The organism is Actinocorallia populi, assembly GCF_002995495.1.
In the GTDB taxonomy this organism is placed as follows: domain Bacteria; phylum Actinomycetota; class Actinomycetes; order Streptosporangiales; family Streptosporangiaceae; genus Actinocorallia; species Actinocorallia populi.
Genome location: NZ_PVZV01000001.1, coordinates 361,913 through 387,856 on the forward strand (window position 1 = coordinate 361,913; position 25,944 = coordinate 387,856).

The 25,944-nt window shown below is 72.4% G+C and carries 17 protein-coding genes; 9 read left to right on the plus strand and 8 right to left on the minus strand.

All coding sequences use genetic code 11. The features are described from left to right. Positions 1-62: 62 nt before the first annotated feature. Positions 63-2,546 carry an excinuclease ABC subunit UvrA gene (gene uvrA, locus C2865_RS01880; RefSeq protein ID WP_106397428.1) on the minus strand — a complete coding sequence of 828 codons (2,484 nt, stop codon included), beginning with the start codon at positions 2,544-2,546 and terminating at the stop codon, positions 63-65. A 126-nt stretch (positions 2,547-2,672) separates the two neighbouring features. On the opposite strand from uvrA, the gene C2865_RS01885 reads away from it, so the two are divergent. Next, positions 2,673-3,776: a winged helix DNA-binding domain-containing protein gene (locus tag C2865_RS01885; protein WP_232835290.1), complete on the plus strand. Its 1,104-nt coding sequence runs from the start codon at positions 2,673-2,675 to the stop codon at positions 3,774-3,776. Here the strand turns inward: C2865_RS01885 and C2865_RS01890 are convergent, their stop codons facing one another. From C2865_RS01890 to C2865_RS01915, 5 genes are all read right to left on the minus strand, one after another. Next, entirely contained in the window at positions 3,777-4,553 is a 777-nt protein-coding gene (locus C2865_RS01890) for an SDR family NAD(P)-dependent oxidoreductase (RefSeq protein WP_106396520.1), read from the minus strand. 13 nt (positions 4,554-4,566) lie between these two features. After that, entirely contained in the window at positions 4,567-5,196 is a 630-nt protein-coding gene (locus C2865_RS01895) for a dTDP-4-dehydrorhamnose 3,5-epimerase family protein (RefSeq protein WP_106396521.1), read from the minus strand. Between the two features lie 3 nt (positions 5,197-5,199). Further along, positions 5,200-7,089 carry a nucleotide disphospho-sugar-binding domain-containing protein gene (locus C2865_RS41720; protein ID WP_198652819.1) on the minus strand — a complete coding sequence of 630 codons (1,890 nt, stop codon included), beginning with the start codon at positions 7,087-7,089 and terminating at the stop codon, positions 5,200-5,202. A 103-nt stretch (positions 7,090-7,192) separates the two neighbouring features. Further along, positions 7,193-7,999, minus strand: coding sequence for an ABC transporter permease (locus tag C2865_RS01910; RefSeq protein WP_106396522.1), 807 nt, complete (start codon positions 7,997-7,999; stop codon positions 7,193-7,195). Further along, positions 7,999-8,979, minus strand: coding sequence for an ATP-binding cassette domain-containing protein (locus C2865_RS01915; protein WP_106397431.1), 981 nt, complete (start codon positions 8,977-8,979; stop codon positions 7,999-8,001). The genes C2865_RS01910 and C2865_RS01915 overlap by 1 nt, the downstream gene beginning before the upstream one ends. Positions 8,980-9,133: 154 nt before the next feature. Between C2865_RS01915 and C2865_RS01920 the strand changes: the two genes are divergently transcribed. Then, positions 9,134-10,255, plus strand: coding sequence for a DegT/DnrJ/EryC1/StrS family aminotransferase (locus tag C2865_RS01920; RefSeq protein WP_106396523.1), 1,122 nt, complete (start codon positions 9,134-9,136; stop codon positions 10,253-10,255). Between the two features lie 53 nt (positions 10,256-10,308). On the opposite strand, the gene C2865_RS01925 is transcribed toward C2865_RS01920, so the two are convergent. Beyond that, positions 10,309-11,436, minus strand: a complete 1,128-nt coding sequence (locus tag C2865_RS01925; protein ID WP_198652821.1) for an acyl-CoA dehydrogenase family protein — start codon at positions 11,434-11,436, stop codon at positions 10,309-10,311. 202 nt (positions 11,437-11,638) lie between these two features. Between C2865_RS01925 and C2865_RS01930 the strand changes: the two genes are divergently transcribed. Together C2865_RS01930 and C2865_RS01935 are read left to right on the plus strand one after the other, a co-directional pair. Next, positions 11,639-11,887: an acyl carrier protein gene (locus C2865_RS01930; RefSeq protein ID WP_106396525.1), complete on the plus strand. Its 249-nt coding sequence runs from the start codon at positions 11,639-11,641 to the stop codon at positions 11,885-11,887. Beyond that, positions 11,884-12,663, plus strand: coding sequence for an SDR family NAD(P)-dependent oxidoreductase (locus C2865_RS01935; RefSeq protein WP_106396526.1), 780 nt, complete (start codon positions 11,884-11,886; stop codon positions 12,661-12,663). The genes C2865_RS01930 and C2865_RS01935 overlap by 4 nt, the downstream gene beginning before the upstream one ends. Positions 12,664-12,726: 63 nt before the next feature. Here C2865_RS01935 and C2865_RS01940 read toward each other — a convergent pair whose 3' ends face one another. Continuing rightward, complete coding sequence (locus C2865_RS01940) at positions 12,727-13,746, minus strand: ketoacyl-ACP synthase III family protein (protein ID WP_106396527.1); 1,020 nt, start codon at positions 13,744-13,746, stop codon at positions 12,727-12,729. A gap of 159 nt (positions 13,747-13,905) precedes the next feature. Here C2865_RS01940 and C2865_RS01945 point away from each other — a divergent pair, with 159 nt between their 5' ends. Genes C2865_RS01945 through C2865_RS01965 form a run of 5 tightly spaced genes read left to right on the plus strand, consistent with a single transcriptional unit; the run spans position 13,906 to position 25,854 of the window. Continuing rightward, a complete protein-coding gene (locus C2865_RS01945) occupies positions 13,906-14,916 on the plus strand; it encodes an acyltransferase domain-containing protein (RefSeq protein ID WP_269802687.1) in 1,011 nt (336 codons plus the stop codon). Beyond that, on the plus strand, positions 14,909-17,803 hold the full coding sequence (locus C2865_RS01950) for a type I polyketide synthase (protein ID WP_106396529.1): 2,895 nt from the start codon (positions 14,909-14,911) through the stop codon (positions 17,801-17,803). The genes C2865_RS01945 and C2865_RS01950 overlap by 8 nt, the downstream gene beginning before the upstream one ends. Then, on the plus strand, positions 17,793-23,768 hold the full coding sequence (locus C2865_RS01955; protein WP_106396530.1) for a type I polyketide synthase: 5,976 nt from the start codon (positions 17,793-17,795) through the stop codon (positions 23,766-23,768). Before C2865_RS01950 ends, C2865_RS01955 begins: the two co-directional genes overlap by 11 nt. 11 nt (positions 23,769-23,779) lie before the next feature. Further along, complete coding sequence (locus C2865_RS01960) at positions 23,780-24,703, plus strand: aromatase/cyclase (protein WP_157963519.1); 924 nt, start codon at positions 23,780-23,782, stop codon at positions 24,701-24,703. Then, positions 24,700-25,854: an acyl-CoA dehydrogenase family protein gene (locus C2865_RS01965; RefSeq protein WP_106396532.1), complete on the plus strand. Its 1,155-nt coding sequence runs from the start codon at positions 24,700-24,702 to the stop codon at positions 25,852-25,854. Before C2865_RS01960 ends, C2865_RS01965 begins: the two co-directional genes overlap by 4 nt. The last annotated feature ends 90 nt before the right edge of the window (positions 25,855-25,944 follow it).

A 25,944-nucleotide genomic window follows, 5' to 3' on the forward strand; every position in this document is an offset into this window, starting at 1 on the left:
CGACGTCGTAGGGGCCGTCCCGCCGGGACGGCCCCTACGACGCTGCCTCGGAGGAAGGCCTCTCAGCCGGACAGCGCCTCCTTCAGGAACCTGCCGGTGTGCCCCGTGCTCCCGGCGACCTCCTCGGGTGTGCCCGCGGCGACCAGTTTCCCGCCCCGGTCGCCTCCGTCGGGGCCGATGTCGACCACCCAGTCCGCCGTCTTGATCACATCGATGCAGTGGCTGACGGTGATGACGGTGTGCCCCTTGTCCACCAGGCTGTGCAGCACCGTCAGCAGGCGGTCGACATCGCTCGAGTGCAGCCCGTTCGTGGGCTCGTCCAGCAGGTACAGGGTGTGCGCGCCCGCCTTGCGCTGCAGCTCGTTGGCGAGCTTGATGCGCTGTGCCTCGCCGCCCGACAGGGTGTTCGCGGGCTGCCCCAGGCGCAGGTAGCCGAGCCCGACCGCGCACAGCACCTGCAGCGGGGCGACGATCGCCGGCACGCCCTCGAAGAAGTCGAGCGCCTCGGCGATGGGCAGTTCCAGGACCTCCGCGATCGTGCGGCCCCGGTAGCGGACCAGGAGGGTCTCCTCGTTGTACCGGGCGCCTTCGCACTTGTCGCACCGCAGGAACACGTCCGGAAGGAAGTGCATCTCCATCCTGACGGTTCCGTCGCCCGAACACCCCTCGCAGCGCCCGCCCGGCGAGTTGAAGGAGAACCGCCCGAGCTTGAAGCCGCGCGCCTTGGCCTCCTCGGTCCGCGCGAACTCCTTGCGTATCTGGTCGAAGATCCCCGTGTAGGTGGCGGGGGTGGACCGGCCGGACCTGCCGATCGGCGCCTGATCCACCCGGATGACGCGGTCGACGTGGGCGAGGCCCTCGATCCGGTCGTGGGCGCCGGGCGGCGGCGCCTCGCCGCCGAGCGCGCCCTCCACCGCCGGGTACAGGATGGCGTCCACCAGCGTCGACTTGCCCGCGCCCGAGACCCCGGTGACGGCGACGAAGCAGCCCAGCGGGAACGCCGCGTCGATCCCGGTGAGGTTGTGCTCCCGCGCCCCCCGCACCATGATCTCGTACCCGGGCCGCGGCGCCCTCCGCGGCGGCACGGCGATCCGGCGCCTGCCGCTGAGGTAGCCGCCGGTCAGCGACTCCTCGTCGGCCAGCAGGTCCGCCACCGGGCCGGCGAACGTCAGCTCGCCCCCGTGCTCGCCCGCCGCCGGACCCAGCTCGACCACCCAGTCCGCGGCCCTGATCACCTGGTGGTCGTGCTCCACCACGGCCACGGTGTTGCCCTGGTCGCGCAGCGTCCGCAGGGTCGAGACCAGGTGTTCGGTGTCCTTGGGGTGCAGCCCCGCGCTCGGCTCGTCCAGGACGTACAGCAGCCCGAACATGTTCTGGCCGAGCAGGCCCGCCATCCTGACCCGCTGGGCCTCGCCGCCCGACATGGTGCGGGCCGGCCGGTCCAGGGTCAGGTAGTCGAGGCCGACGTCGACCAGGTACCCCAGCCGCTGGACGATCTCCCCGGTCGCCTGGGCGGCCACCTCGCCGTCCCGGCCCGGCAGCCGCAGCTCCTCGAAGAAGCGCAGGCAGTCCGCGACCTGGAGCCCGGTCGCCTCGGCGATGCCGAGTCCGCCGACCTTCACCGCGAGCTGCGCGGGGAGCAGCCGCCCTCCGCCGCAGGCGTCGCACCGCGCGGGCCGCATGTAGTTCTCCAGCTGGCCGAAGCTCTCGCCCTGCTTGGCGCGGTACCGCTCGTACAGCCAGGGCGCCGCCCCGACGAACGTCAGGTCCTCCACCCCGCCTCCGCCCTTGCGGTACTTGCGGCACCGCACCGGGATGCCCGTGGCGTACAGCAACCGGTCCCGCAGGTCCTCGGGCAGCTCGCGCCAGGGCGTGTCCAGGCTGTGGCCCTCGGCCAGCACCAGGGCACGTGACTTGTTCTGTTCGGGTTCGGCGAAGTTCGTCCGCCACGGCGCGATGGCGCCCTCGAGCAGCGACAGGCCGTCATCGGTGACCAGCGTCTCCGGGACGACGACCAGGCGGGTACCCACCCCGAGGCACTCCGGGCACTGCCCGAACGGCAGGTTGAAGGAGAACGCGCCAGGGGACATGTCCGGCACCGGGGTGTCGTGCCCCTCCGGGCACACCGGCGCGGATCCGGTGCCCGGGTCCTTCAGCTCCTGGTCGCACACGGTGCAGTGCGGGCGGCCGCTGCGCGCGTACACCACCCGCATCAGATCGTAGATCTCCGTCGCCGTGCCGACCGTCGACCTGGGGCTGCGGGAGGCGGAGGAGCGCTGGTCGACGGCGACCGCCGTGCACATGCCCTCCAGCCGGTCCACGGCGGGCTTGTCCAGCTGCTGCATGAACTGCCGCGCGAACGTGGACATCGACTGCAGCTGCCTGCGCTGCCCCTCCGCGTAGACGGTGGCGAAGGCCAGGGACGACTTGCCCGAGCCCGAAACGCCGGTGAACACGGTCAGGGTCCGGTGCGGCAGGTCGACGTCGACGTTCTTGAGGTTGTGCTCTCTGGCGCCGCGCACCACGAGTTTGTCCGGAAGTGCCATGATCTCCCTTTCCTGAGCGGTGGCGTTCCACCGTCGCAGGGGCTCCTCGACGCGCACTTGACCCGACTTCCAGAGCGGCCCGGCACGTTTGCCGCAAGATGGTCGTACCGACAAAGGAGACAAGACGTGCTCACCCTCCGGGCCCTCAACCGCGCCTACCTTGACCGGCAGCTGCTGCTACGCCGCTCGGAGATGACGGTGCCGCAAGCTCTGGAGCACCTGGTCGGGCTCCAGGCGCAGTCCACGCACACCTGGTACCTCGGCCTGTGGACCCGCCTCGCGGACTACACGCCCGAGCCCACGGGGCAGCTGCTCACCGACCGGCGGGTGGTCCGGATGGCGCTCATGCGCTCCACCATCCACCTGGTGACCGCCGACGACTGCCTCTGGCTCAGGCCCCTGGTCGAGCCGGTCATCGAGCGGATGACCAAGGCCGTGTTCGGCCGGAACGTCGCCGGTCTCGAGCGTGCCGAGATCGAGGCCGAGGCCCGGCGCCTGATGCGGGAGGAGCCGCGGACGTTCAGCGAGCTCGGCCGCCGCATGGCCGAGCGGTGGCCCGGCCACGACCCCGCCTCGATGGCCCAGATGGCCCGCGCGTACGTCCCGCTGGTCCAGGTGCCGCCGCGCGGAGTGTGGGGCAGGACCGGGCAGGCCGCCCACCTCCCGGTGGAGACCTGGCTGGGTCGGCCGGTCGATCCCGGCGCCTCCCTGGAGACCCTGGTCCTGCGCTACCTGGCGGCGTTCGGGCCCGCCACGGTCCGCGACGTCCAGCACTGGAGCGGCCTCACCCGCCTGGCCGAGGTCGTGGACCGGCTCAGGTCCCGGCTCGCGGTGTTCCGCGGCGAGGACGGGCGCGAGCTGTTCGACCTGCCGGACGCCCCGAGGCCCGACCCGGACACCCCCGCCCCGGTCCGCTTCATCTACGACTTCGACAACCTGCTCCGCTCGCACGCCGACATCACCCGGGTGAAGACCGTGGACTTCGCCGCGCACGGGTTCACCGCGCGGACCGGCCAGGAACCCCAGGTGGTCCTCGTGGACGGCTTCGTGGGCGCCACCTGGACGCTGGTCACCAAGCGGGGCACCGCGACCCTGACCGTCCGGCCGTTCCGCGAGCTCACCGCGACCCAGCGGGACGACCTGTACTCCGAGGCCGAGGCCATGATCGCGTTCTCCAGCCCGAAGGCGAAGGCCCGCGACATCGTGCTGGAGCCGCCGACTCCCGGGTGATCAGGCCGTGGCGCGCCGGTTGCGGTCCTCGAGCCGCTGCTGCAGCACGTTGATCCCGTCGAGCCAGCCTTCGTGGTCGGTCACCCGGGCGGCCGCGTGGTCGGCCGCCTCGGGATGCGGGAGGATCAGGAAGCGCCCTTCCTCGATGCCCTTGAGCACGGCGTCCGCGACCTCCTCCGGCCCGATCGCGGCCGAGGTGAGCATCAGGTCGGCCGAGCCCTCGGAGACGTGGTGCAGCCCGGTGCGCACCCCGCGCGGGCACACCGCGTGCACCTCGATCCCGCGGTGCCGGTAGGTGACCGCCAGCCATTCCGCGAAGGCGAGCGCCGCGTGCTTGGACACGCTGTACGGAGCGGAGCCGATCATGGTGGTCATCCCCGCGGCCGAGACCGTGGCGACGAAGCGGCCCCGGCCGCGCTCCAGCCAGCCGGGGAGCAGCTCGCGCGCCGCCCGGACGTGCGCCTTGAGGTTCACCTCGAGGGCCGAGTCCCACACCTCCTCCGGTGTCTCGGGGCCGCCGGTCGGCGCGATCCCTGCATTGGCGCAGAAGATGTCGACGGTCCCGCCCAGCGCGTCGAGGGCGGCCGGCACGATGGCGCAGGCGTCGCCGGGCAGGGCCGTCCCCCCTATCTCGGCGGCGACCGCCCCGGCCCGCTCCGGATGCCGGTCGTTGACCACGACCTGGGCGCCCTCGGCCGCGAACCGCCTGGCCAGGGCGGCGCCGATGCCCCGGCCCGCCCCGGTGACGACGACCTTGGCGCCGATCAGGCTCTCCATCGTTCCTGCCTCCTCATCGTGCGGCCGGGCGCCGGTGCGCCACCGCGCCCCAGGCCGCGTCCGCCTCCCGGCATGTGGCGTAGTCGGGCAGCAAGTGCCGCTCTCTCGCCTGGGCGAGCGTGAGCCCTTCCCTGTCCCGTGGCGACAGGATCGGCTCCATCCCCTCCGGGATGGGCAGGCGCAGTTCGGGGTCGAGGGGGTTCAGGGCGTGTTCGTACTCCGCGACGTAGGCGGTGGAGAGCAGGTAGGCCATGGTGGTGTCGTCCTCCAGCGAGACGAACAGGTGCCCCACGCCCACCGGGAGGTACACCGAAGTGAACCCGTCCTGGCCCAGCGTGACCGCGTCCCAGCGCCCGAACGTCGGCGACCCCGTCCTGGTGTCCACGACGACGTCGAGCGCCCGGCCGCGCGAGCAGAAGGCGTACTTGGCCATTCCCGGCGGTGTCGCGGTGAAATGGACACCCCGGACGACCCCGCGGCGAGACCGGCTGTAGCTGCACTGCGCCACCGGAAAGAGCGCGTGCCCCACTGCCTCGGTGAACGCCGCCTCCTGGTACGGCGAGAGGAACACGCCGCGGTCGTCGGGGAAGGAGCCTGCGGCGAACGCGTAGGCTCCCTCGACCGTCAGTTCATGCGCCCGCATGGCCTACTTACCCCGCACTCCGACGAAGAGGCCCGGCCCCACGTGCTCGTACGGCACGTACTCCACGGTGAGCCCCGCCCGCTCGAACGCCGCTTGGTACCGCTCCCTGTCGAACAGGCTCATCACGTGCGTGTCCGTGAAGTGCCGCAGGCCGGACTCGCGCTCCGCGACCACGTAGTTCACCTCCATCCGGCTCGCCCGTCCGTGCGGCTCGCGCACCGTGTGGGAGATCCGCGAGATGGTGCGCCCGTCCACGGCGACCACGTCGCCCGCGACATGGCCGGGCGTGAACGTGTCCGGGAACCACCACGGCTCGACGACGACGACGCCGCCGGGGTTCAGATGCCGGGCGAAGGTGCGCAGCGTCGCGTCCAGGTCCTCCTCGGTCGGCAGGTAGCCGAACGAGCTGAACATGCAGGTGATCGCGTCGAAGGTCTCACCGAGGGTGAAGTCCCGCATGTCGCCCTGGGTCACCGGGACATCGGGCACGTACGACCTGGCGATCTCCAGCATCTCCGCGGAGATGTCCAGGCCCGCCACGCGGTCGAAGGCACCGGTGAAGAACTTCAGGTGCGAGCCGGTGCCGCAGGCGACGTCGAGCAGGGACGCCGCCGCCGGGGCGCGGTCGCGGACGTGCCCGATGACGATCTCGGATTCGGCGGCGTAGTCCTTGCCCCGCCCCCGGTAGAACGCCTCGTACACATCCGCCCGCGCGTAGATGTCGACGATGTCGTCCGCCGGCACCCGCGCTCCCCGCTCGACGAGCCTCTCCAGCACGGAGACGACCTCGTCGGCCGGAGGCAGTGCGGCGATCTCGCGGGCGATCTCGCGGGCGCGGTCGCGGTAGGAGGAGTCGGCGAGCAGCTTCTCGCAGGCCGCGGTGATCGCGGCGGTGGTGTTCTCGCCGAGCGGCAGGGTGATCGCCGCGCCGTAGTCCGCGATCCGCTGCGCCGCCGGGACGGACACCCCGCGCGCGGGGATGAGGAGCTGCGGCACCCCGGCGCTCAGCGCGGTCATCTCCGTGGCCCCGCCGCCGTGGTGGACCAGCAGGTCGCAGGTGGGCACCAGCACGTCCAGCGGGACCCAGCCGACCCTGCCCTCGGGGAACTGCGTGCGCAGCTCCGACGCGATGTCGTCGGGCGCCGCGACCACGATCTCCAGGTCGGAGAACGCCGGGTTCCCGGCGAGCTCCCGCAGGAACTCGGCGCCCAGCAGCTCGTCCTTGCCCACCCGGCTTCCTCCGGTGACGCAGACCCGGCGGCGCTCGCCCCGCGTGTACATCCAGGGCTCCAGGGGGAGCTGCCGGTTGGCCGCGACGAAGCGGAGCGGCTGGTCGTCCCGGGCGTCGGCCGGGAGCAGGCTCGGCGGCGTGATCTCGATGAACAGGTCGGGCTCGGGGAGGCCGGTCAGGCCGAGCTCGCTGAGCTCGGGTTCCAGCTCGGCGACGGCGGCGGCGTCGAAACCGGTGTTGTCGATGGCGTCCCAGGCGTGCCGGACGTACGGGACGCCCAGCTCGCGCGCCAGGAGGCCGGCGGCGTAGCAGAGCGAGCCGCCGACCACCAGCTGCGGCCGCCAGTCCCGGCCGAGCGCGCTGAGCCCCTCGCGGCCGGCGAGCGCGAGCCTGGCGAAGGCGCTGCCGACGAACCGCTGCTCCTCGGCCAGATTCGTCGGGGGCTTCACCCTGTTGCCGGATCGGTCGGTGAACATGCACTGCCCCAGGCTCACGGGGGTGACCGCCACGGCCGGGAGGCCGATCTCGGTGGCGGAGGCCGCCGCCTCCGCGGGGGCCGCCACCAGGATGTCGTGTCCCGCGTTCCGGGCCGCCGTCGCCAGTGGTGCGAGCGCGAACACGGTCGGCCCGCCGGCGCCGCCTGTGACGAACAAGATACGCATGCGTCTGTCTCCTTCTGGTGCTGGCCGGAGCGGTCGTCCACCCCGGGATCGACGCCGGCGACCCGGGCGCCCCCGCCTCGGCGGAGGCGCCCGGGTCACTCGGTCAACGGCTGGCCGCCTTCTTGTACAGGTGGCTCGCGAGCGGCACGAACACGATCAGCAGGACCGCGGTCCAGATCAGCGAGGCGGCGACGGCGTTCTCCATCGGCCAGGCGCCGGACTGCGCGACTCCCGCGGGCGGGGTGTTCCCGAACAGCTCCCGGGTGGCCTGGGCGACCGCGGACACCGGATTCCATTCGGCCAGCACCCGCAGCACCGAGGGCAGGCCCTGACTCGGCACGAAGACATTGGAGATGAACGTGAACGGCAGGATCGCCATGAAGCTGACGTTCGCCAGCACCTCGGGGGAACGCACCAGGAGGCCGGCCACGGACATCATCCACGAGGCGGCGTAGGCGAACGCGAACATCAGCGCGTACGCGGCAACGGCGTCGGTCAGCGAACCCCGGATCCGCCAGCCGACGAGCAGCCCCGTCGCCGTCAGCACGACCATGACGATCGCGATGTTCGCCAGGTCGCTGGTGGTCCGGCCGACCAGCACCGCCGAGCGGGCGATCGGCAGGGAGCGGAACCGGTCGATCACGCCCTTCTGCAGGTCCTCCGAGAGCCCGACCGCCGTGTTCGACGCGGTGAACAGGATCGTCTGGACCATGATCCCGACGACGAGGAACTCCCGGTAGCCCGTCCCCGGGACGTCGATGGCGCTGCCGAAGACGTACGCGAAGAGGAGCATGAAGACGATCGGGGCGATCGTCGAGAAGATCAGGACGTCGGGAACCCGCTGGTTCTTGATGACGTTCCGCTTGGCGATGACCATGCCGTCGCCGAGCGACCGTGTCAGAGTGGCCATCAGAGCAGCTCCTTCTCACGGGTGTCCACCGGGGGCGCGTCCTCCACCGGGGTGCCGGTGAGGGTGAGGAAGACCTCGTCCAGCGTCGGGCGGCGCAGGCCCGCGTCCCTGAGCCGCAGGCCGGCTCCGTCGAGGACGCGGACGCCCGCCAGCAGCGCGTCCGAGCCGTCCGTCACCGGCACGGTCAGCCGCAGCGCCTTCTCGTCGACGACGATCTCGCCCTTGGCCAGCGGGACCAGTGCGGCACGGGCGGTGACCAGGTCTTCGGTGCGGCCCACGGTGAACTCGAGGCGTTCACCGTCGAGGCGGTCCTTGAGCTCGTCCGAGGTGCCCTCGGCGATGACCCTGCCGTGGTCGATGACCGCGATGCGGTCCGCCAGCTGGTCGGCCTCCTCCAGGTACTGGGTGGTGAGCAGCAGGGTGCTGCCGGAGGCCACCAGCTCGGAGATGACCTCCCACATGGCGATCCGGCTGCGCGGGTCCAGGCCGGTGGTGGGCTCGTCGAGGAACAGCACCGAAGGCCTGGCGACCAGCGCGCACGCCAGGTCGACGCGGCGCCGCATCCCGCCGGAGTAGCCCTTCACCGGCCGGTCCGCGGCCTCGGCGAGGTCGAAACGCTCCAGCAGCTCGTCCGCGCGCTTCCGGCTGCCCGCCCGGCCCAGGTGGTACAGGCGGCCGACCATGTCCAGGTTCTCGCGCGCGGTCAGATGCTCGTCCACCGCCGCGTACTGCCCGGACAGGCCGATCCGCTCGCGCACCCGGTCCGCGTCGGCGACGACGTCGAACCCGGCCACGGTGGCCCGTCCCGAATCGGCCCGCTGCAGGGTCGTCAGCACCTGGACGGAGGTGGTCTTCCCGGCTCCGTTGGGGCCGAGCAGGCCCATCACCGTGCCCTCCTCGACCGTGAAACTGACGCCGTCCAGTGCGGTCACCGCACCGAAGCGCTTCGTCAGCCCCTCAGCGACGATCGCGTCCGTCATGGCCACCTCCATTACGATCATTGGTGTCGTTCGTTGTTCTCCTCATCGGCCCCCAATCTGGGGCGAGGCCCTCGAGGCGGCATCGAGTCCAGGTGGACCGGGTCCCCCAGCGGCGCTCGAGCATTTCCCGACCCTTGCGCCGCACGCTCCGCCAATGACCATTCACGTATGGGACTATCTGCCGGAATACGAGAAGGAACGCGACGATATCCACGACGCCGTGGACACGGTCTTCCGCTCGGGCAGGCTCGTGCTCGGTGAGAGCGTGCGTCTTTTCGAGGCGGAGTACGCGGCCTACCACGGGATCGGGCACTGCACCGGCGTCGACAACGGCACCAACGCCGTCAAGCTCGGCCTCCAGGCGCTCGGCGTCGGCCCGGGTGACGAGGTGATCACGGTGTCCAACACCGCGGCGCCGACCGTGCTCGCCATCGACGGGGCGGGCGCGACCGCCGTCTTCACGGACATCCGCCCCGACACCTACCTCATGGACACCGACCAGGTCGCCGCCGCCATCACCCCGCGCACCAAGGCGCTGCTCCCGGTGCACCTGTACGGGCAGTGCGTGGACATGGCCCCGCTGCGGCGCCTCGCCGACGAGCACGGCCTCGCGGTGCTCGAGGACTGCGCGCAGGCCCACGGCGCCCGCCGGCACGGAAGGCTCGCCGGGACGTTCGGGGACGCCGCCGCGTTCTCCTTCTACCCCACCAAGGTCCTGGGCGCGTACGGCGACGGCGGGGCGGTCATCACCGGCAGTCCGGCGGTGGACGCCAGGCTACGGCGGCTCCGCTACTACGGCATGACCGACGCGTACTACGTCGACGAGACCCCCGGCCACAACAGCCGGCTCGACGAGGTGCACGCGGAGATCCTGCGCCGCAAGCTCCGCAGGCTGGACGAGTACGTCGCCGGACGCCGCGCGGTCGCCCGCCGCTACGAGGAGGCGCTGAGCGACCTCACCGGGCCCGGCGGCCTCGTCCTGCCCGCCGTCGCCGAGGGCAACGACCACGTCTACTACGTGTACGTGGTGCGCCACCCCAGGCGTGACGACATCATCGAGGCCCTGCGCGGCCATGGCATCTCGCTCAACATCAGCTACCCGTGGCCGGTGCACACCATGACCGGCTTCGCCCACCTCGAATACGCCGAGGGTTCGCTTCCCGTCACCGAGGCGCTGGCCAAGGAGATCTTCTCCCTGCCCATGTACCCGTCGCTCCCCCGGGAGACCCAGGAGAAGGTGATCAGTGCGCTGCGCGAGGTGCTGACCGGTTGGTGAGGACGTCTGATAGCCGCCCGTTCCGTTGGGAACAGGCGGCTTCGCCGCGCTTACTAGGACTCCTCGAAAAGAGCGTTCGCGTAGTTGGCCGCCGCCCGGGTGATGTCATAGCGCAGCGCCACGTGGCTGGCAGCGGCGTTGATGTCGCGCCAGAAGCGCTGGAGTGCGCCGGATTCGGACATGCCCCGGGTCCCCGTGGCCGAGAGGAGGCCGGACAGCGCTTCGGTGACCTGTTCGGCGGCGAAGGCGGCGTTGCGCTGGTTGCGGGCGAGGAGGGCCGGGGCGAAGGTCCGCTCGTCGATGACCCGGGCGTTCTGCTCGACCAGGAAACGGGAAGTGTCGATCTTCGCTGAGGCGCGGACCAGGTCGACCTGGGTGGCCTCCAGGACCCGCTTGCCCCTGAGCACCGCGGCCGCGGCCTTGAGCGCCCCCTCGGCGGCACCGACGGCGGGCGCGATGAAGGTGAGGCCGCCGAAGGCCGGGAACGGGATGTTGTGCGTCGGCTGTGTGGACCAGGCGCTCCTGCCCGCCTCCATGTCGGCACGGGCGAACGACAGGTGGGCCGGGACGAAGACGTCGTCGACGATCACGGTGTGGCTGCCGGTGGCCCGCATGCCCGCGCAGTCCCAGGTCCGAAGGACCTCGAAGGAGCCCCGGGGAAGGGTGAAGAAGCGCAGCTCCGGGGCCGGATCACCGGGGATGGACGCGCAGAGCAGGGCCCAGTCGGCGAAGTCCACGCCGCTGATGTAGTCCCAGCGGCCGGTGACGCGGTGGCCGCCGTCCACCTGTTCTGCCTTCCCCATGGGGACGAGGCCGGTCACCAGGCACGTGTCCGGGCTCGATCCCCACAACTCCTCGTGGCCCGCCTCCGGGAGATGCGCGGCGTACCGCGAGGAAGCCGCCAGCAGGGAGGCGCACCAGCCGGTGGAGGCACAACCCCTGGAGACGTTGAGCACGCCCTGGGTCAGCTCTCCGAACGTTCCCTCCCTGCCGCCCCAGCGCGCCGAGACGAAGTGCCGGGCGAAACCGGCCTCGCGCAGGCCGTCGACGATCTCGGGAGAAAGGGTTCGCGAGGCATCGGCTTCTGCGGCGTGCTGCGCGGCCAACGTACCGAGCTTCTCGGACGCACCGAGCAGTCCGGTATCGGGCAGTGGGGCGTTGGACATTTCGATGACCTCCACGAAGGGGTTGTGGGATCGCGCGTCACGGCCGACGGTGCTGCTCCCTCCTCGAAGCGACCTCGCGCGTGGCTGGAGCCGCCGAGGCGGGTTCGCGGGGCCGGCGGTGCTGCGCGGTCACCGCCTCAAGGCTGACGCCAGCACGCCTCGAGCAGGTCGGCGAACTCTTCGGGCAAGGGGAGCCGAACCTCAAGGAGAGACGAACATGGCGACACTGACCTTTGACCGGCTGAAGGAAATCCTGCGGACCAGTGCCGGCGAGGACGAGGGCATCAACCTCGACGGCGACATCATCGGTACCCCGTTCGGCATGCTCGGCTACGACTCTCTGGCGCTGCTGGAGACCGCGGCCCTGATCAAGCGCGAATACGGCATCGACGTCACCGACGACATCGCGGAGATCGAGACCCCCGGCGCCCTGCTGGGGTACGTCAACGACAAGATCGCGGCATGACCGGGAGGCGGACCGCCTTCGTCACCGGGGCGAGCAGCGGCATCGGCCTCGCCGTGGCCCGGACGCTCGCCGAGCAGGGCATCGCGGTCTTCGGCGTCGCAAGGGACCTCGGCAGGATGCAGGCCGCGGCCGACAAGCTCGCCGCCGAGGGGCTGGACGTCACCGCCGGGTCCTGCGACGTGACCAGCCGCGACGGCGTCCGGGACGCCGTCGCGGCCGCCGTCGCCGCGTACGACCGAATCGACGTCCTGGTCAACAACGCCGGCCGCGGCGGCGGCGGGGAGATCGCCACGCTCGACGAGCAGGTCTGGCTCGATGTGATCGAGACCAACCTCAACGGCGTCTTCCGGGTCACCCGGGAGGTCATGGCCAACGGCGGGATCGGGGCGGACGGCTACGGCCGGATCATCAACATCGCGTCCACCGGCGGCAAGCAGGGCGTGGTCTACGCCTCGCCGTACTCGGCCTCCAAGCACGGCGTGGTCGGCTTCACCAAGGCCGTCGGGCTCGAGCTGGCCAAGACCGGGATCACCGTCAACGCGGTCTGCCCCGGCTATGTCGAGACCCCCATGGCGGAGAGGGTCAGGTCGGGATACGCCGAGTACTGGGGGACCACCACCGAGGACGTGCTCGAGCGGTTCAACGCCAAGATCCCGCTCGGCCGGTACTCCACGCCGGACGAGGTCGCGGGCCTCGTCGGCTACCTGGTGACGGACACGGCCGCGTCCATCACCGCCCAGGCCCTCAACGTGTGCGGCGGGCTGGGCAACTACTAACGCAGGGCGCACGAAGGGAACGAGGCCGCCGACGCGACGTCGGCGGCCTCGTTCCCTTCCGGCTCACCGGACGAGGTCGCAGACCTCCAGGACGGCGACCGACCAGGCGAAACCGCCTCCGGCACTGATCAGCGCGACGTGGCCGCCCTCCTCCAGCGCCCCGGTGCGCCTGAGGTGCGCGAGCCCGGCGAACTGGTCGCCGGCGCCGAGGTGGCCGACGCCCGCGCCCCAGTTCCAGGTGGTGCGCTCGGGGTCGATGCCCAGGGCGCCGAAGAACTGGAACTCCATCTTGGGCCGGCCCAGATGCGGCACCACGGACCAGTCGATGTCGCCGGCGGACACGTCCGCGTCCTTGAGCGCGCGCTCATAGGCCTCCTGCTGCCCGGAGTGCAGCCGGTCGATCAGCTCCGCCATGCCGATCTCCCTGACGAGCCTGGCCCGGTTCTCCTCCACGCTGATCGGGCTGCGGTTGGCCAGCGGCAGCGTCGCGAAGGGGTCGTCGCCGCGGCCCATCTTCTCCAGCGTCGGATCCGAGACCGTCACCAGCGAGCGGATCCGGGCGAACCCTCCCGCCTTGGAGATCACGGCCGCGGTGCCGCCGTCGCCGGTGACCGTCCCCGGGTCGGTGGCCCACCGGTCGAACCCGGGCGGGCTGAACCTGTCACCCGTCGTGATCAGGGCGCTGTGCCGCGCGGGTTCGGCGCGCAGGTAGGAGACCGCGAGTTCCAGCGCCGCCATGCAGCCGTTCGACAGGTTCGAGACGTCCATCGACGGACACGTGTTGCCGATCGACTCCCGCTGGACGTAGGAGGCGGGCGCCCACAGGTCGTGCCCCTGGAAGTAGGTGCTCGCGTGCAGCACCAGGTCGATGTCGGCGGGTGCCGCGCGGGCCGTCCGCAGTGCCTCGCGCGCGGCCTTGACGGCCATCTCCGGTCCGGACTCGTCGGCCACGCACACCGACCGCATCCTCGTCCGCCGGACGTTCCGTTCGTCCGTGAGCCCGGCCGCCACGGCCTCCTCCGCGGGCATGGCCGGGGGGATGTGGAGTCCGACACCGGAGAAGTAGACGTCCTCGACCCTCACCTTGTCTCCTTCCGCTGAGCAAATCCGACTCCCGACCCTGCAACGCGCCACTCGGAGGCGACTCAAGCCGAATTGGACTGATTCGTCCTCAATTGATCCTCAGGCGAGCCGCTACCTCCGTGCCCCACCGTCACGAAGGACGGAGAGAAAGGTGTGGATATGTCACACAAACCCACTACACCGGTGGCTTTCATCTTCCCCGGGCAAGGTGCACAGCACCCGAGGATGGCGGCGGGCCTCTACGGATTCGACGAGACCTTCACCACCTGGATGGACATGGGCTTTCGGCTCATGGCCGAGGACGGGCCCAGGCTGCGCAGGCAGTGGCTCGCCGAGGCGCCGTCCCCCATGTACGACGACGTGTCCGTGGCGCAGCCCCTGCTCTACATGGTGAACCACGCCCTCGGCCGAATGCTCTTCGACTGGGGGGTCACGCCGGTCGCCATGCTCGGGCACAGCGTCGGCGAGTTCGCGGCGGCCACGCTGGCGGGAGTGCTCGACTTCGCCGAGGGCATGCGCCTGATCCGCGACCGGGTCGAGCACTTCGCGGACACCCCGCCGGGCGGGATGCTGGCCGTCGCCGCCGGTGTCGAGGAGATCTCCGACCTGCTCGGCGGGAAGGTCGCCCTCGCCGCGGTGAACGCCAGGCGCCAGCTGCTGCTGGCCGGCGACCGCGACAGCCTCGCCGAGGCGTCCAGGGCGCTGGACGCCCGCGGCATCGTCAACCGCGACGTGGCCGCCCGCCAGGCCTTCCACAGCCCGCTGGTCGACGGCGCCGTCCGGGCCGGGCTCCCGGGCTTCAGGCGGGTGCGGCTGAACCTGCCGAGGTTGAAGGTCTACTCCGCCTACACGCAGGACGTCCTCAGCGACGGCGAGGCGGTCGACCCGGAGTTCTGGGCGAGCCAGGCCGCCAGGACCGTGTACTTCGCGCCCACCCTCGACACCCTGCTGGACGACGTCGACTGCGTGCTGCTGGAGGCCGGGCCCGGCGACGGCCTCAGCAGGCTGGCGCGGCGGCAGCCCCAGGTGCTGGCGGGAAGGAGCAGCGTGATGTCGCTCCTCCCCGACAGGTGGCGCGGCGACGAGGTCGATCGCCGCTCCGCCGCCGCGGCCCGGAGCCTGCTCTGCCCGGGGCCGGTCCTCACGGGAGCCGGAGGCACCGGTGTCTGAGAACCCGCCCCCGGAACCGCTGGCGGTGGTGGGCATGGCCTGCCGCCTCCCCGGAGCCGACGACCTCGACGGGTTCTGGACGATGCTCGTCCACGGGCGGGAGGCGATCGGCCCCGGCCCCGAAGGCCGCGAGGACCGGCGCGCCGGTGGTTACGTGGGCGGGGTCGACCGGTTCGACGCCGGGTTCTTCGCCGTCTCCGCCCACGAGGCCGCCGCGATGGACCCGCAGCAGCGGCTCCTGCTCGAACTGACCTGGCATGCGCTCGAGGACGCCCGAACCGCTCCCGACAGCCTGAAGTCCACTCCGACGGGCGTCTTCGTCGGCTCCTGCGCCGACGACCACGCGCTGGTGACCAGGATGTCCGGCAACATCGACGCCTACACCATGACGGGAGTCGGGCGCGCCTTCCTGGCCAACCGGATCTCCTACTGCTTCGGCTTCACCGGCCCCAGCCTGGTCGTCGACACGGGGCAGTCGTCCTCGCTGGCGGCGCTGCACCAGGCCGCGCTCAGCCTGCGCGGCGGCGAGTGCGAAACCGCGGTCGTGGCGGGCGTCCAGCTCAACCTGACCGCCATGGGCGACCGCGTCGTCGAAGAGCTGGGCGCGATGTCGCCGTCCGGGAAGTGCCACACCTTCGACTCGCGCGCCGACGGGATCGTCCGCGGCGAGGGCGCGGGCGTCGTGGTGCTCAAGCGGCTGGCCGACGCCGTCGCCGCGGGCGACCGCGTCTACTGCACCCTCCTGGCGTCCGCGGTGGGCAACGACGGCGGCGGGCCCGGCCTCACCACGCCGAGCCGGTCCGCGCAGCGGAACCTGCTGGCCGAGGCCTGCCGCAGGGCGGGCGTCGCCCCGTCGGACGTGGCGTACGTCGAGCTGCACGGCACCGGGACCAGGGCGGGCGACCCGGTGGAGGCGCGTGCGCTCGGCGCGGTGTTCGGCCGGGGCCGCTCCTCGGGCGACCCGCTGCTGGTCGGATCGGTGAAGACCAACATCGGGCACCTCGAAGGCGGGGCCGGCCTCGCCGGGCTGATCAAGACGGCGCTGAGCCTGTACCACCGGGAGCTGCCCCCGACCCTCAACCACGTCTCGCCGAACCCGGCGATCGACCTGGACGGGCTGCGGCTCGAGGTGTGCACGGAGCGGCGGCCGTGGCCGGAGCGCGAAGGGCCGCTGCTCGCAGGCGTCTCCTCGTTCGGCCTGGGCGGCACGAACTGCCACGCCGTTCTCGGCGAGGCGCCGGCCTTCGACGCCGTGGAGGCGGACCCGGCCGGCCACTCGCTGCCCGTCCTGCTGTCCGGGCACAGCGAGGCCGCGCTCAGGGAGCAGTCCGCCCGCCTCGCCGAGCGCGTCGAGCGCGCCGGCCGGACCGACCTCGCCGCGGTCGGCCTCGCCTCCGCGACGACCAGGACGGCGATGAGGCACCGCGCCGCCGTGGTCGCCTCCGACGAGGAGCAGCTGGTCGCCCGGCTCCGTGCGCTGGCCGACGGCACCCCGGCGGAGGCCGTCGAGGGGGTCGTCGCGGGTGCGGCGGGCGGCGGCCGCACGGCCTTCCTGTTCCCCGGCCAGGGCATGCAGCGCTTCGGCATGGGCCGGGTGCTCCACAAGGAGTTCGGCGTGTTCGCGCGGGCCTTCGACGAGGCGGCCGCCGCGGTCGAGCCGCTGCTCGGCCTGAGCATCCGGGACGCCCTGTGGGAGCGCCCGGAGCTGGTCGATCGCATGATCTACGCCCAGCCCGCGCTGTACGCGCTCGAGGTCGGCCTCTACCGGTTGTTCGAGTCCTGGGGACTCGTCCCCGACCTGGTGCTCGGCCACTCCCAGGGCGAGGTCACCTGCGCCCATGTCGCGGGCGTGCTCTCGGTCGAGGACGCGGCCGTGCTCACCTACCACCGCGGCCGGCTGATGAGCACCCTGCCGCGCGGCGGGGTGATGATCGCCGTCCAGGCCGAGGAGGACGAGGTCGACCGGATCCTGGCCGGGACCGACGGGGTGCTCGGTATCGGCGCGATCAACGGCCCCCGCTCCCTGGTCCTGTCCGGCGAGGAGGCACCGGCCACCGAGGTCGCCGAGTACTTCCGCGGCCTGGGCCGCCGGGTCCGGCCGCTGCCGATCGAGATCGCCGCGCACTCGCCGCTGATGAGGCCGATCCAGGAGGAGCTCGGCGAGATCGCGTCGGGCCTGCGGATGCACCGGCCGACCGGCCCGACCATCGTGTCGACGGTCACCGGCGAGCCCGTGGACCCGGAGGCCGTCAGCAGGCCCGACTACTGGCCCCTGCACCTGCAGAAGACCGTCCGCTACAGCCACGCGGTGACCACGGCGCACGAGCTCGGGGCCCGCTTCTTCGCGGAGGTCGGGCCCGGACCGGGATTGTCGGTGCTGGCGTCGGAGAGCGTCGGCTTCGGCGACGAGCACTTCGCGGCGCCGCTCGGCCACGAGGACGAGACCGCCGGCGTCGCCGAGACCGTCGGCATGGCCTTCCTCCACGGGGCGAAGATCGACTGGCCCGCGGTCTACGGCGGCGGCACCCGGCCCGCCGACCTGCCGCTGTACGCCTTCCAGCGGCAGCGCTACCGGCTGGACGCCGCACCGCCCGACCCGGCGGCCGCGTCCGGGCAGGCGGGCAGGGCCTGGGACGGCGACCCGGCGGCCCTGGTGGTCGAGTGCGTCACCGCGATCCTGCGGCGGCCGCCGGACCACCGGATCGACCTCGCGGCCTCCTTCACCGACCTGGGCTTCGACTCCCGGCAGGCGGTCGCGCTGCGCACCACGCTGGCCAAGGCCACCGGCTTCGGGCTGCCGACCACCCTGCTCTTCGACCATCCCACTCCGCTGGCGCTCATCGAGGCGCTCCGCCGTGCGAAAGGGCATGTGACCCATGACCGGTGAACCGAGAACCCGCGGCGGCGTCGACGCCGTCGCCATCGTGGCCATGGGCTGCAGGTACCCCGGGGGTGTCCGCTCCCCGGCGGACCTGTGGCGCCTCGTGGCCGAAGGCACGGACGCGACGTCCGAGTTCCCGGACAACCGGGGGTGGGACCTTCCGGAGGGCATGTCCAGCACCACCCGCGGCGGCTTCCTGCACGACGCCGACCTGTTCGACGCCAAGTTCTTCGGCATCTCCCCGCGTGAGAGCGAAGGCATGGACCCGCAGCAGCGGGTGCTCATGGAGGTCGCCTGGGAGACGTTCGAGCGGGCCGGCCTGGAGCGGGCGGGCCTGTCCGAGAGCAACACGGGGGTCTTCGTGGGCGCGATGGCCCAGGAGTACGGGCCCCGCATGTACGAGGAGCACCGCGCGGGCGGCCACCGGCTGACCGGCAGCACCCCCAGCGTGGCGTCCGGCCGCATCGCCTACCACTGGGGCCTGCGCGGACCGGCCGTCACCGTGGACACGGCCTGCTCGGCCTCGCTCGTGGCCGTGCACCTGGCCGTCCGGTCCCTGCTGGACGGCGAATGCGACATGGCCCTCGCGGGCGGCGTCGCGCTGATGCCGACGCCGGGCATCTTCGTCGACTTCTCCCGGCAGGGCGGCCTGTCGGCCGACGGCCGCTGCCACTCCTTCTCCGACGACGCCTGCGGCACCGCCTGGGCCGAAGGAGCGGGCCTGCTGCTCCTCGAACGCGAAGAGGACGCCAAGGCGAAGGGCCACCGGATCCTGGCGCTGATCCGGGGCAGTGCCGTCAACTCCGACGGCGCCAGCAACGGCCTCACCGCGCCGAGCAGGCCGGCGCAGGAGGACGTCATCCGCCGCGCGCTGCGCAGGGCCGGGCTCGGCCCGCACGACGTGGACGCGGTCGAGGCGCACGGCACCGGCACCGAGCTGGGCGACCCGATCGAGGCCCGTGCCCTCGCCGAGGTCTACGGCAAGGGCCGCGACCCGCGGCGCCCCCTCTACCTGGGTTCCTTCAAGTCCAACATCGGGCACGCCCAGGCCGCGGCCGGAGTCGCCGGTGTGATCAAACTGGTGGAGGCGCTGCGGGCGGGCGTCCTGCCCAGGACCCTCAACGTCACCGAACCGACCCGGCACGTCGACTGGCGGGGCGGCAACCTCGCCCTGCTCACCGAGGCCCGGGAGTGGCCGCGGGGTGAGCGGCCGCGCCGTGCGGGCGTGTCGTCCTTCGGCATCAGCGGCACCAACGCGCACGTCGTGCTGGAGGAGCCGCCGGCGCCGGTCGAGGCGCCGGCTCCGTCGGAGCCCGCGAAGGGGCCTTTCGTGTGGTCGGTGTCCGCACCGTCCGCCGAGGCGCTGAAGCTGCAGGCCAGGACGCTCGGCGAGCGCCTCGGGCCCGAGGACGCTCCGCAGGACGTGGCCGCCTCGCTGGCCCTGCGCAGCCGGTTCGCCCATCGCGGCACCGTCGTCGCCGACGACATCGAGGGGCTGCGCGCCGGGCTGGCCAAGCTGGCCTCCGGCTCCCCGGTGCCGACGGCGCCCGGCAGATACGTCTCGCCCACCGTGCTGCGCACGGAGTCCTGGCCCGACCCGACGGGACCGGTGTTCGTGTTCCCCGGACAGGGCTCGCAGTGGCGGGAGATGGGCCTCGCGCTGATGGAGCGGTCGAAGGCCTTCCGCGACGGCATGCGGGCGTGCGCGCGGGAGCTCGCGCCGCTGACCGGCCGGCGCCTCACCGACATGCTCAGGAGCGACGACCTCGACCGGGTCGACGTCGTCCAGCCCGCGATCTTCGCCGTGATGGTCTCGCTGGCCCGGCTGTGGGAGTCGGTCGGCGTGCGTCCGGCGGCCGTCGTCGGGGCGTCCCAGGGGGAGATCGCCGCCGCCCACATCGCGGGCGCGCTGAGCCTCGCCGACGCCTGCAAGGTGGTCGTCCTGCGCAGCAAGGCGCTCACCGAGCTGGCCGGCACGGGCGCGATGGCCTCGTTGCCGCTGGGCGTCGCGGAGACCCGCGCCCTCCTGGACCACGTCGACGGCGTCGGCGTCGCCGCCGTCAACGCGCCGACCGCCACCGTGGTCTCCGGAGGCGTCGAGGGCATCGCCGAGCTGATGGCCCTGTGCGAGAGCAGGGGCGTCGACGCCCGCCGGATCGAGGTGGACTACGCCTCGCACGGCCCGGCCGTCGACATGATCGAGGACACGGTACGCCGCGAGCTGGCGGACGTGACGCCGCTGGTGCCGTCCGTCCCGATGTACTCGACGCTGACCGGCTCGGTCATCGACACCGCCGCCACGGACGGCGGCTACTGGTTCGACAACCTGCGCGACACCGTCCGGTTCGAGCCGGTCATCCGGCGGCTCGTGGAGCGGCGCCACCGGGTGTTCATCGAGGTCAGCCCGCATCCGGTGCTGACCTTCGGGGTCCAGGAGGTGTTGGACGAGTCCGGGGTCAAGGGCACCGTGCTCGGCTCGCTCCGGCGCGGCAGCGGCGGCCTCGCCCAGTTCCTGGCCAACGCCGCGGCCCTGCCCGACTCGGCGGGCCCGGTCGACCCCTCCCCGCTCCAGCCCGCGGGCAGGCGGATCGAGCTGCCGACCTACGCCTTCGACCGGACCCGCCACTGGGCCGCGCCGAAGGCCGGTGGGAGCGGCGGACCGGTGCGCGGCTTCGGCTGCGCGGCCACCGACCTGCCGTCCGGCCAGACGGTCGTCACGGCGACGATCGACACGGCACGGCACTCCTGGATCACCGACCATGTCGTCCAGGACACCGTGCTGGTCCCGGCGACCGCGTTCCTGTCGCTGCTCACCGAGGCGAGCGGCGGCAGGGCGATCACCGAGCTGACCCTCGGCGCCGCGCTGCCGCTGACCGGGGACGGCACCGCCGAGCTCCGCGTCATGATCGGCGAGGGCGGCACGGTGACCGTCTTCTCCCGGCAGCCGGACGGCTGGCTCGAGCACGCCTCCGGTGTCCTGGGCGACCCCGCCGCCGCGCCTCGGGCCCCGCAGTGGCCGCCCGCCGACGCCTCCCCGGTCGACCTCACCCGGGTCTACGCGGACCTGGCGGCGCGCGGCTACCACTACGGCCCGGCGTTCCAGGGGCTGCGGGCACTGTGGACCCGCGGCGACGAGGCCTTCGCCGAGGTGGCCCTGCCCGAGCGGGTCACGGGCGCCGGATCGTTCGCGACCGCGCACCCCGCCCTGCTCGACGCCGCACTGCACGCGGCCGTGGTCCGCAACGGCGGCGGCCTCGCCGTGCCGTTCGCCTGGCGCGATGTGACGCTGCCCGCCAGCTCCGCCAGGAGCCTGCGGGTGCACCTGGTCGCCCGAGACGGCGAGTACTCGGTGAACTGCTTCGACGACGAAGGCGGGTTCGCCGGTTCTGCCGGCGGCCTCGGACTCCGGCCGATCGGGTCCGGTGACGAGGGCGCCGTCCTCGAACTCGCCTGGACGCCGGTGACCGGCCAGGAGACCCGCAAGGTCGAATGGGCCAGGCTCGACTTCCCCGACCTCGACGCGGTCCCGTACCCGATCCCGCGGACCGTCGTGGTCGCCCTCGCCCCGAACGGGGGCGACGTCCCCGCCGAGGCCGACGAGCTGGCGATCACCGCGACCGGCCTGATCCAGGGCTGGCTGGCCGACCGCCGCTTCGGCTCGTCCCGGCTGGCGTTCGTCACCAGGGGCGCGCTCGCCGCGACCGAGCGGGAACCGGTGCGCTGCCTGGCCTCGTCCGTCGTGACCGGCCTGGTGCGCGCCGCGCAGTCCGAGCACCCCGACACCTTCCTGCTCGTCGACCTCGACGACGACCCCGCCTCGGGCAAGGCCCTCGGGCAGGCGCTGGCCTGCGGCGAACCCGAGGTCGCCGTCCGCGGCGGCGAGCTGCTGCGGCCGCGCCTGCGCGCCGCGAAGGACGACGGCCTGCTCGCCCCGCCGCAGGGCGCGTGGCGGCTGGACGTCACCCGACGGGGCACCCTCGACGACCTCGCACTGATCCCGCACCCGGAAGCGGAGGCCGCACTCGGGCCGCGCGAGGTGCGGCTCGAAGTACGGGCCGCGGGCCTCAACTTCCGGGACGTCACCGTCGGCCTCGGCCTGGTGCCCACCGAGAGGTTCATGGGCAGCGAGGGCTCCGGCGTGGTGCTCGAGGTCGGATCCGAGGTCACCGGGTTCGTGCCCGGCGACAAGGTGTTCGGCATGTTCGACCGCTCGCTCGGTCCGGTCGCCGTGGCCGACGAACGCATGATCCGGCCGCTGCCCGGCGACTGGAGCCACGCCGAGGCCGCCACGATCCCGATCGTCTACATCACCGCCTACCAGTGCCTGGTGGACGTCGCGAACGTCCAGGCCGGGGAGTCGGTCCTGATCCACACCGCGACCGGCGGCGTGGGCCTGGCCGCGATCCAGCTGGCCCGCCACCTCGGCGCGGACGTGTTCGCCACGGCCGGACCGGCCAAGCAGCCGCTGCTCCGCGCCATGGGCGTCCCGGCGGATCACATCGCGTCCTCCCGGGAGCTGGCCTTCGCCGGCGAGTTCCGCGCCGCCACCGGCGGCCGGGGCGTGGACGTGGTGCTGAACTCGCTGGCCAACCAGGCGATCGACGACTCGCTCGCGCTGCTCGCCCCCGGCGGCAGGTTCGCCGAGATGGGCAAGACCGACCTGCGGGACAAGGCCGTGACCGAGGCCGAGCACCCCGGGATCACCTACGAGGCCTACAACATCTACGGCCAGACCCCGGAGCGCATCGGCCAGGTCCTGGACGCGCTGGTCGCGCTGTTCGCGGCCGGCGCGCTCAGCCACATACCGGTCCGGACCTGGGACGTGCGCCACGGCCGGGTTCCGCTGCGCATGCTCAGCCGGGCCAAGCACCGCGGCAAGCTCGTGCTCACCATGCCGCGGGCCTTCGACCCCGGGCGTCCCGCGCTGATCACCGGTGGCACCGGCGGGCTCGGCGCCCGCCTGGCCAGGCACCTGGTGGCCGCCCACGGCGCGAGCAGCCTGCTGCTGCTCAGCCGGCAGGGCCCGCAGGCGCCGGGCGCGCGGGAGCTGAAGGCGGAGCTGGAGGACCTCGGCGCCACGGTGGCGGTGCTCGCCTGCGACGCGGGCGACGAGAGCGCGATCGCCAAGGTGGTGGTCGAGTACGCGCCCGGCAGCGTCTTCCACACCGCGGGCGTGCTCGACGACGCCATGATCGACCGCCTCACCCCGGCGCAGGTGCGGGCGGTGACGCGGCCCAAGGTCGCCGCCGCCTGGAACCTGCACAGGCTCACGCTGGATCTCGACCTGTCGGCCTTCGTGCTGTTCTCGTCGGCGATCAGCCTGGTCGGCGGGCCCGGCCAGGCGAACTACGCGGCCGCCAACGCCTTCCTCAACTCGCTCGCCCAGCAGCGGCGGGCTCAGGGCCTGGAGGCGACGGCGCTGGCCTGGGGCCTGTGGGGGGAGGCGACCGGCATGACCGGCCACCTGTCCGAGTCCGACCACGCCGCGCTCGCCCGGATCGGACTCGCGCCCCTGCGGACGCGGGACGGGTTCCGCCTCCTGGACGAGGCCCTCCGCTCCGCCTCGTCGCTGCTGGTCCCGATGAGGACCGACCTCGCCGGAGTGAGCCCGGGCAGCCGTGCGGCGACGCTCTTCGACGGGCTGGACGGCTCCGGCGCCGGGGTCGCGAAGACCGCCGGGGCGCCGTCCTCCAGCGGCGCCCGGAAGCAGGACGGCGGCGAGCACACCCCCGCGAGTCTGCTCTCGCTGGTACGCACCCAGGCCGCCGAGGTCCTCGGCCACACCGACGCCGCCGTGATCGGGCCGGAAGAGGTGTTCAAGGAGCTCGGATTCGACTCTCTCCTGAGCGTCGACCTGCGTAACCGGCTCAACGCCGCGACAGGGCTCCGCCTGCCCGCGGGCGCGGCGCTCGACCATCCGACACCGCGACTCCTCGTCGAGTTCATGCTCACCAGATTGGACGGCTCGTGAAGAACACCGAAGTGACACACAGGATCGACGTGGAGGCGTCCGCCGAGGCCGTCTACCGCATCGTGTCGGACGTCGAGCTCTGGCCGCTGTACTTCCCGCCCACGATCCGCGCGGAGCGGGTCGAACGGTTCGGCTCCGAAGAGCGCATCCAGCTCTGGGCGATGGCCAACGGCGAACTGAGGACCTGGCAGTCGAAGCGCTGGCTGTACCCGCAGCAGTACCACATCACCTTCGAGCAGGCCCTGCCCTCGGCGCCGGTCGCCCTCATGGGCGGCGCCTGGTGGATCGACCAGAACGACGACGGCACCTGCTCGGTCCGGCTGGACCACTACTACCGTGCCGTCGACGACGACCCCGCAGTGCTCGAGTTCATCGCGCGGGCCATCGACGCCAACAGCAGGTCCGAGCTGGAGCACCTCAAGAGGGCCGCCGAGCGCGCCCTGCGGGAGCCGGAGTTCTCCGTCGACTTCTCCGACGTCGAGACCATCAGGGGTTCGATGGAGGAGGCCTACGACTACATCTACGACGTGGCCAGATGGCCGGAGCGGGTGCCGCACGTGGCCCGTCTCGAGGTCACGGAGAACGAGCCCGGCCTGCAGTACATGTCGATGGACACCCGCTCTCCCGATGGTTCGGTGCACACGACGGTCTCCGGACGGGTCTGCGACCCCAAGGGGCTCATCGTCTACAAGCAGACCGTCCTGCCGGACGCGTTCCTCGCGCACACCGGCGAGTGGCGCTTCGAGGAGAACGAGCCGGGCGTCATCACCGTGACCGGCCGGCACCGGGTGATCCTCGACCCGGACGGCCTCGCCAAGCTGCCCCGGCCGCCCGCATCGCCGGAAGCCGCGCGCCAGGCGGTCCGGCACGCGCTGGGCACCAACAGCCGCACCACCATGGCCCGCGCCAAGGAGTTCGTGGAGGCGAGGAAATGACCGGCGTGCTCGACCGGTTCAGGGCCTTCGCCCGGGCGGAGCTGACCGGCAAGTCCTCCTATTTCGACAGGCTTCCCGACCAGCCCACCGCCGAGTCGGCCAGGCTGCACGAGGCCGGGCTGGCCAACTGGTGGATCCCGGCCGAGCGCGGCGGGCTCGGGATCTCGCTCGAGGAGAGCATCGACATCGTCTCCGAGCTCTCCTACGCCGACGCCGGGTTCGCCTTCGGCTCGTTCCTGCCGATCCTCGGCACGACCATGCTCCAGCTGTACGGCTCGGAGCAGCTGGCCAAGACCTACTTGGGCGGCCTCGTCCAGGACGGCGGCGTCCTGGGCATCCTCGGCAGCGAGGAGGCCGCGGGAAGCGAGCTGGGACGCACGGCCACCACGTACCGCTCCGTCGGCGGCGAGCTCGTCCTCAACGGCGAGAAGTACTTCTCCACCAACTCCGACGCGGCCGGCCTGCTGCTGGTCCTGGCCGCCTCGGCCGACGACGACGGCGACTACGCCGTCGTCGCGGTGCCGCGGGACACCCCCGGGGTCGAGATCGTCAAACGCTGGGACATGATCGGCGTCCGGGGATCGGGCACCTACCAGGTGAGCCTGCGGGACTGCGCGGTTCCCGGGGCCAACCGGCTGCGCGGCAACGGCCTGCGCAACCTCGAGATCGGGCTGAACGCCAGCCGCATCCTCATCGCGGCCACCGCGATCGGCGTGGCCCGCAGGATCCGCGACCTGGCGCTCGACTACGCGGCGGCCAAGCAGGTCAAGGGCGCGCCGCTGACCGACAACGCGGTGTTCGCCGCCAAGCTCGGGCAGATCGAGGTCGCCATCGACGTGATGCGCAACCAGTGCCGGGCCGCGGCGGCCGAGTTCGACGGGTACATGGCCGAGCCCGACGCGGCCGCCGTCCTGACCCGGGTCGGCACGATGCGCTCGGCCCTCGCCGCGAAGATCTACTGCGGCCGGGCCGGCCACGAGGTCGGCGACGTCGGCTCCCAGCTGTTCGGCGGTCTCGGCTACACCCACGAGCACCCGATCGGCAAGCTCGTGCGGGACCTGCGCTACGTGAGCATCGTCGAAGGCGGTGACGACGTGCTGCGCGACCTCATCTACACCCGTTTCGTCCTGCCTCCCGCGAAACGCCGGTGAAACCGGCGCGCCTGAGGCGACACGACGGCAAATCAAGTCCACTTCAAGCGACATCGTCCACATTCGCCATAGCTGAGGACTCATGGATTG

Excerpts from the sequence above, each read along its gene's own strand:
- C2865_RS01935 (WP_106396526.1), top strand. The coding sequence starts at position 11,884 with ATGACCGGGAGGCGGACCGCCTTCGTCACCGGGGCGAGCAGCGGCATC.
- C2865_RS01890 (WP_106396520.1), bottom strand. The coding sequence starts at position 4,553 with ATGGAGAGCCTGATCGGCGCCAAGGTCGTCGTCACCGGGGCGGGCCGG.
- C2865_RS01920 (WP_106396523.1), top strand. The coding sequence starts at position 9,134 with ATGACCATTCACGTATGGGACTATCTGCCGGAATACGAGAAGGAACGC.
- C2865_RS01910 (WP_106396522.1), bottom strand. The coding sequence starts at position 7,999 with ATGGCCACTCTGACACGGTCGCTCGGCGACGGCATGGTCATCGCCAAG.
- C2865_RS01955 (WP_106396530.1), top strand. The coding sequence starts at position 17,793 with ATGACCGGTGAACCGAGAACCCGCGGCGGCGTCGACGCCGTCGCCATC.
- C2865_RS01945 (WP_269802687.1), top strand. The coding sequence starts at position 13,906 with ATGTCACACAAACCCACTACACCGGTGGCTTTCATCTTCCCCGGGCAA.
- uvrA (WP_106397428.1), bottom strand. The coding sequence starts at position 2,546 with ATGGCACTTCCGGACAAACTCGTGGTGCGCGGCGCCAGAGAGCACAAC.
- C2865_RS01930 (WP_106396525.1), top strand. The coding sequence starts at position 11,639 with ATGGCGACACTGACCTTTGACCGGCTGAAGGAAATCCTGCGGACCAGT.
- C2865_RS01895 (WP_106396521.1), bottom strand. The coding sequence starts at position 5,196 with ATGCGGGCGCATGAACTGACGGTCGAGGGAGCCTACGCGTTCGCCGCA.
- C2865_RS41720 (WP_198652819.1), bottom strand. The coding sequence starts at position 7,089 with ATGCGTATCTTGTTCGTCACAGGCGGCGCCGGCGGGCCGACCGTGTTC.
- C2865_RS01965 (WP_106396532.1), top strand. The coding sequence starts at position 24,700 with ATGACCGGCGTGCTCGACCGGTTCAGGGCCTTCGCCCGGGCGGAGCTG.
- C2865_RS01915 (WP_106397431.1), bottom strand. The coding sequence starts at position 8,979 with ATGACGGACGCGATCGTCGCTGAGGGGCTGACGAAGCGCTTCGGTGCG.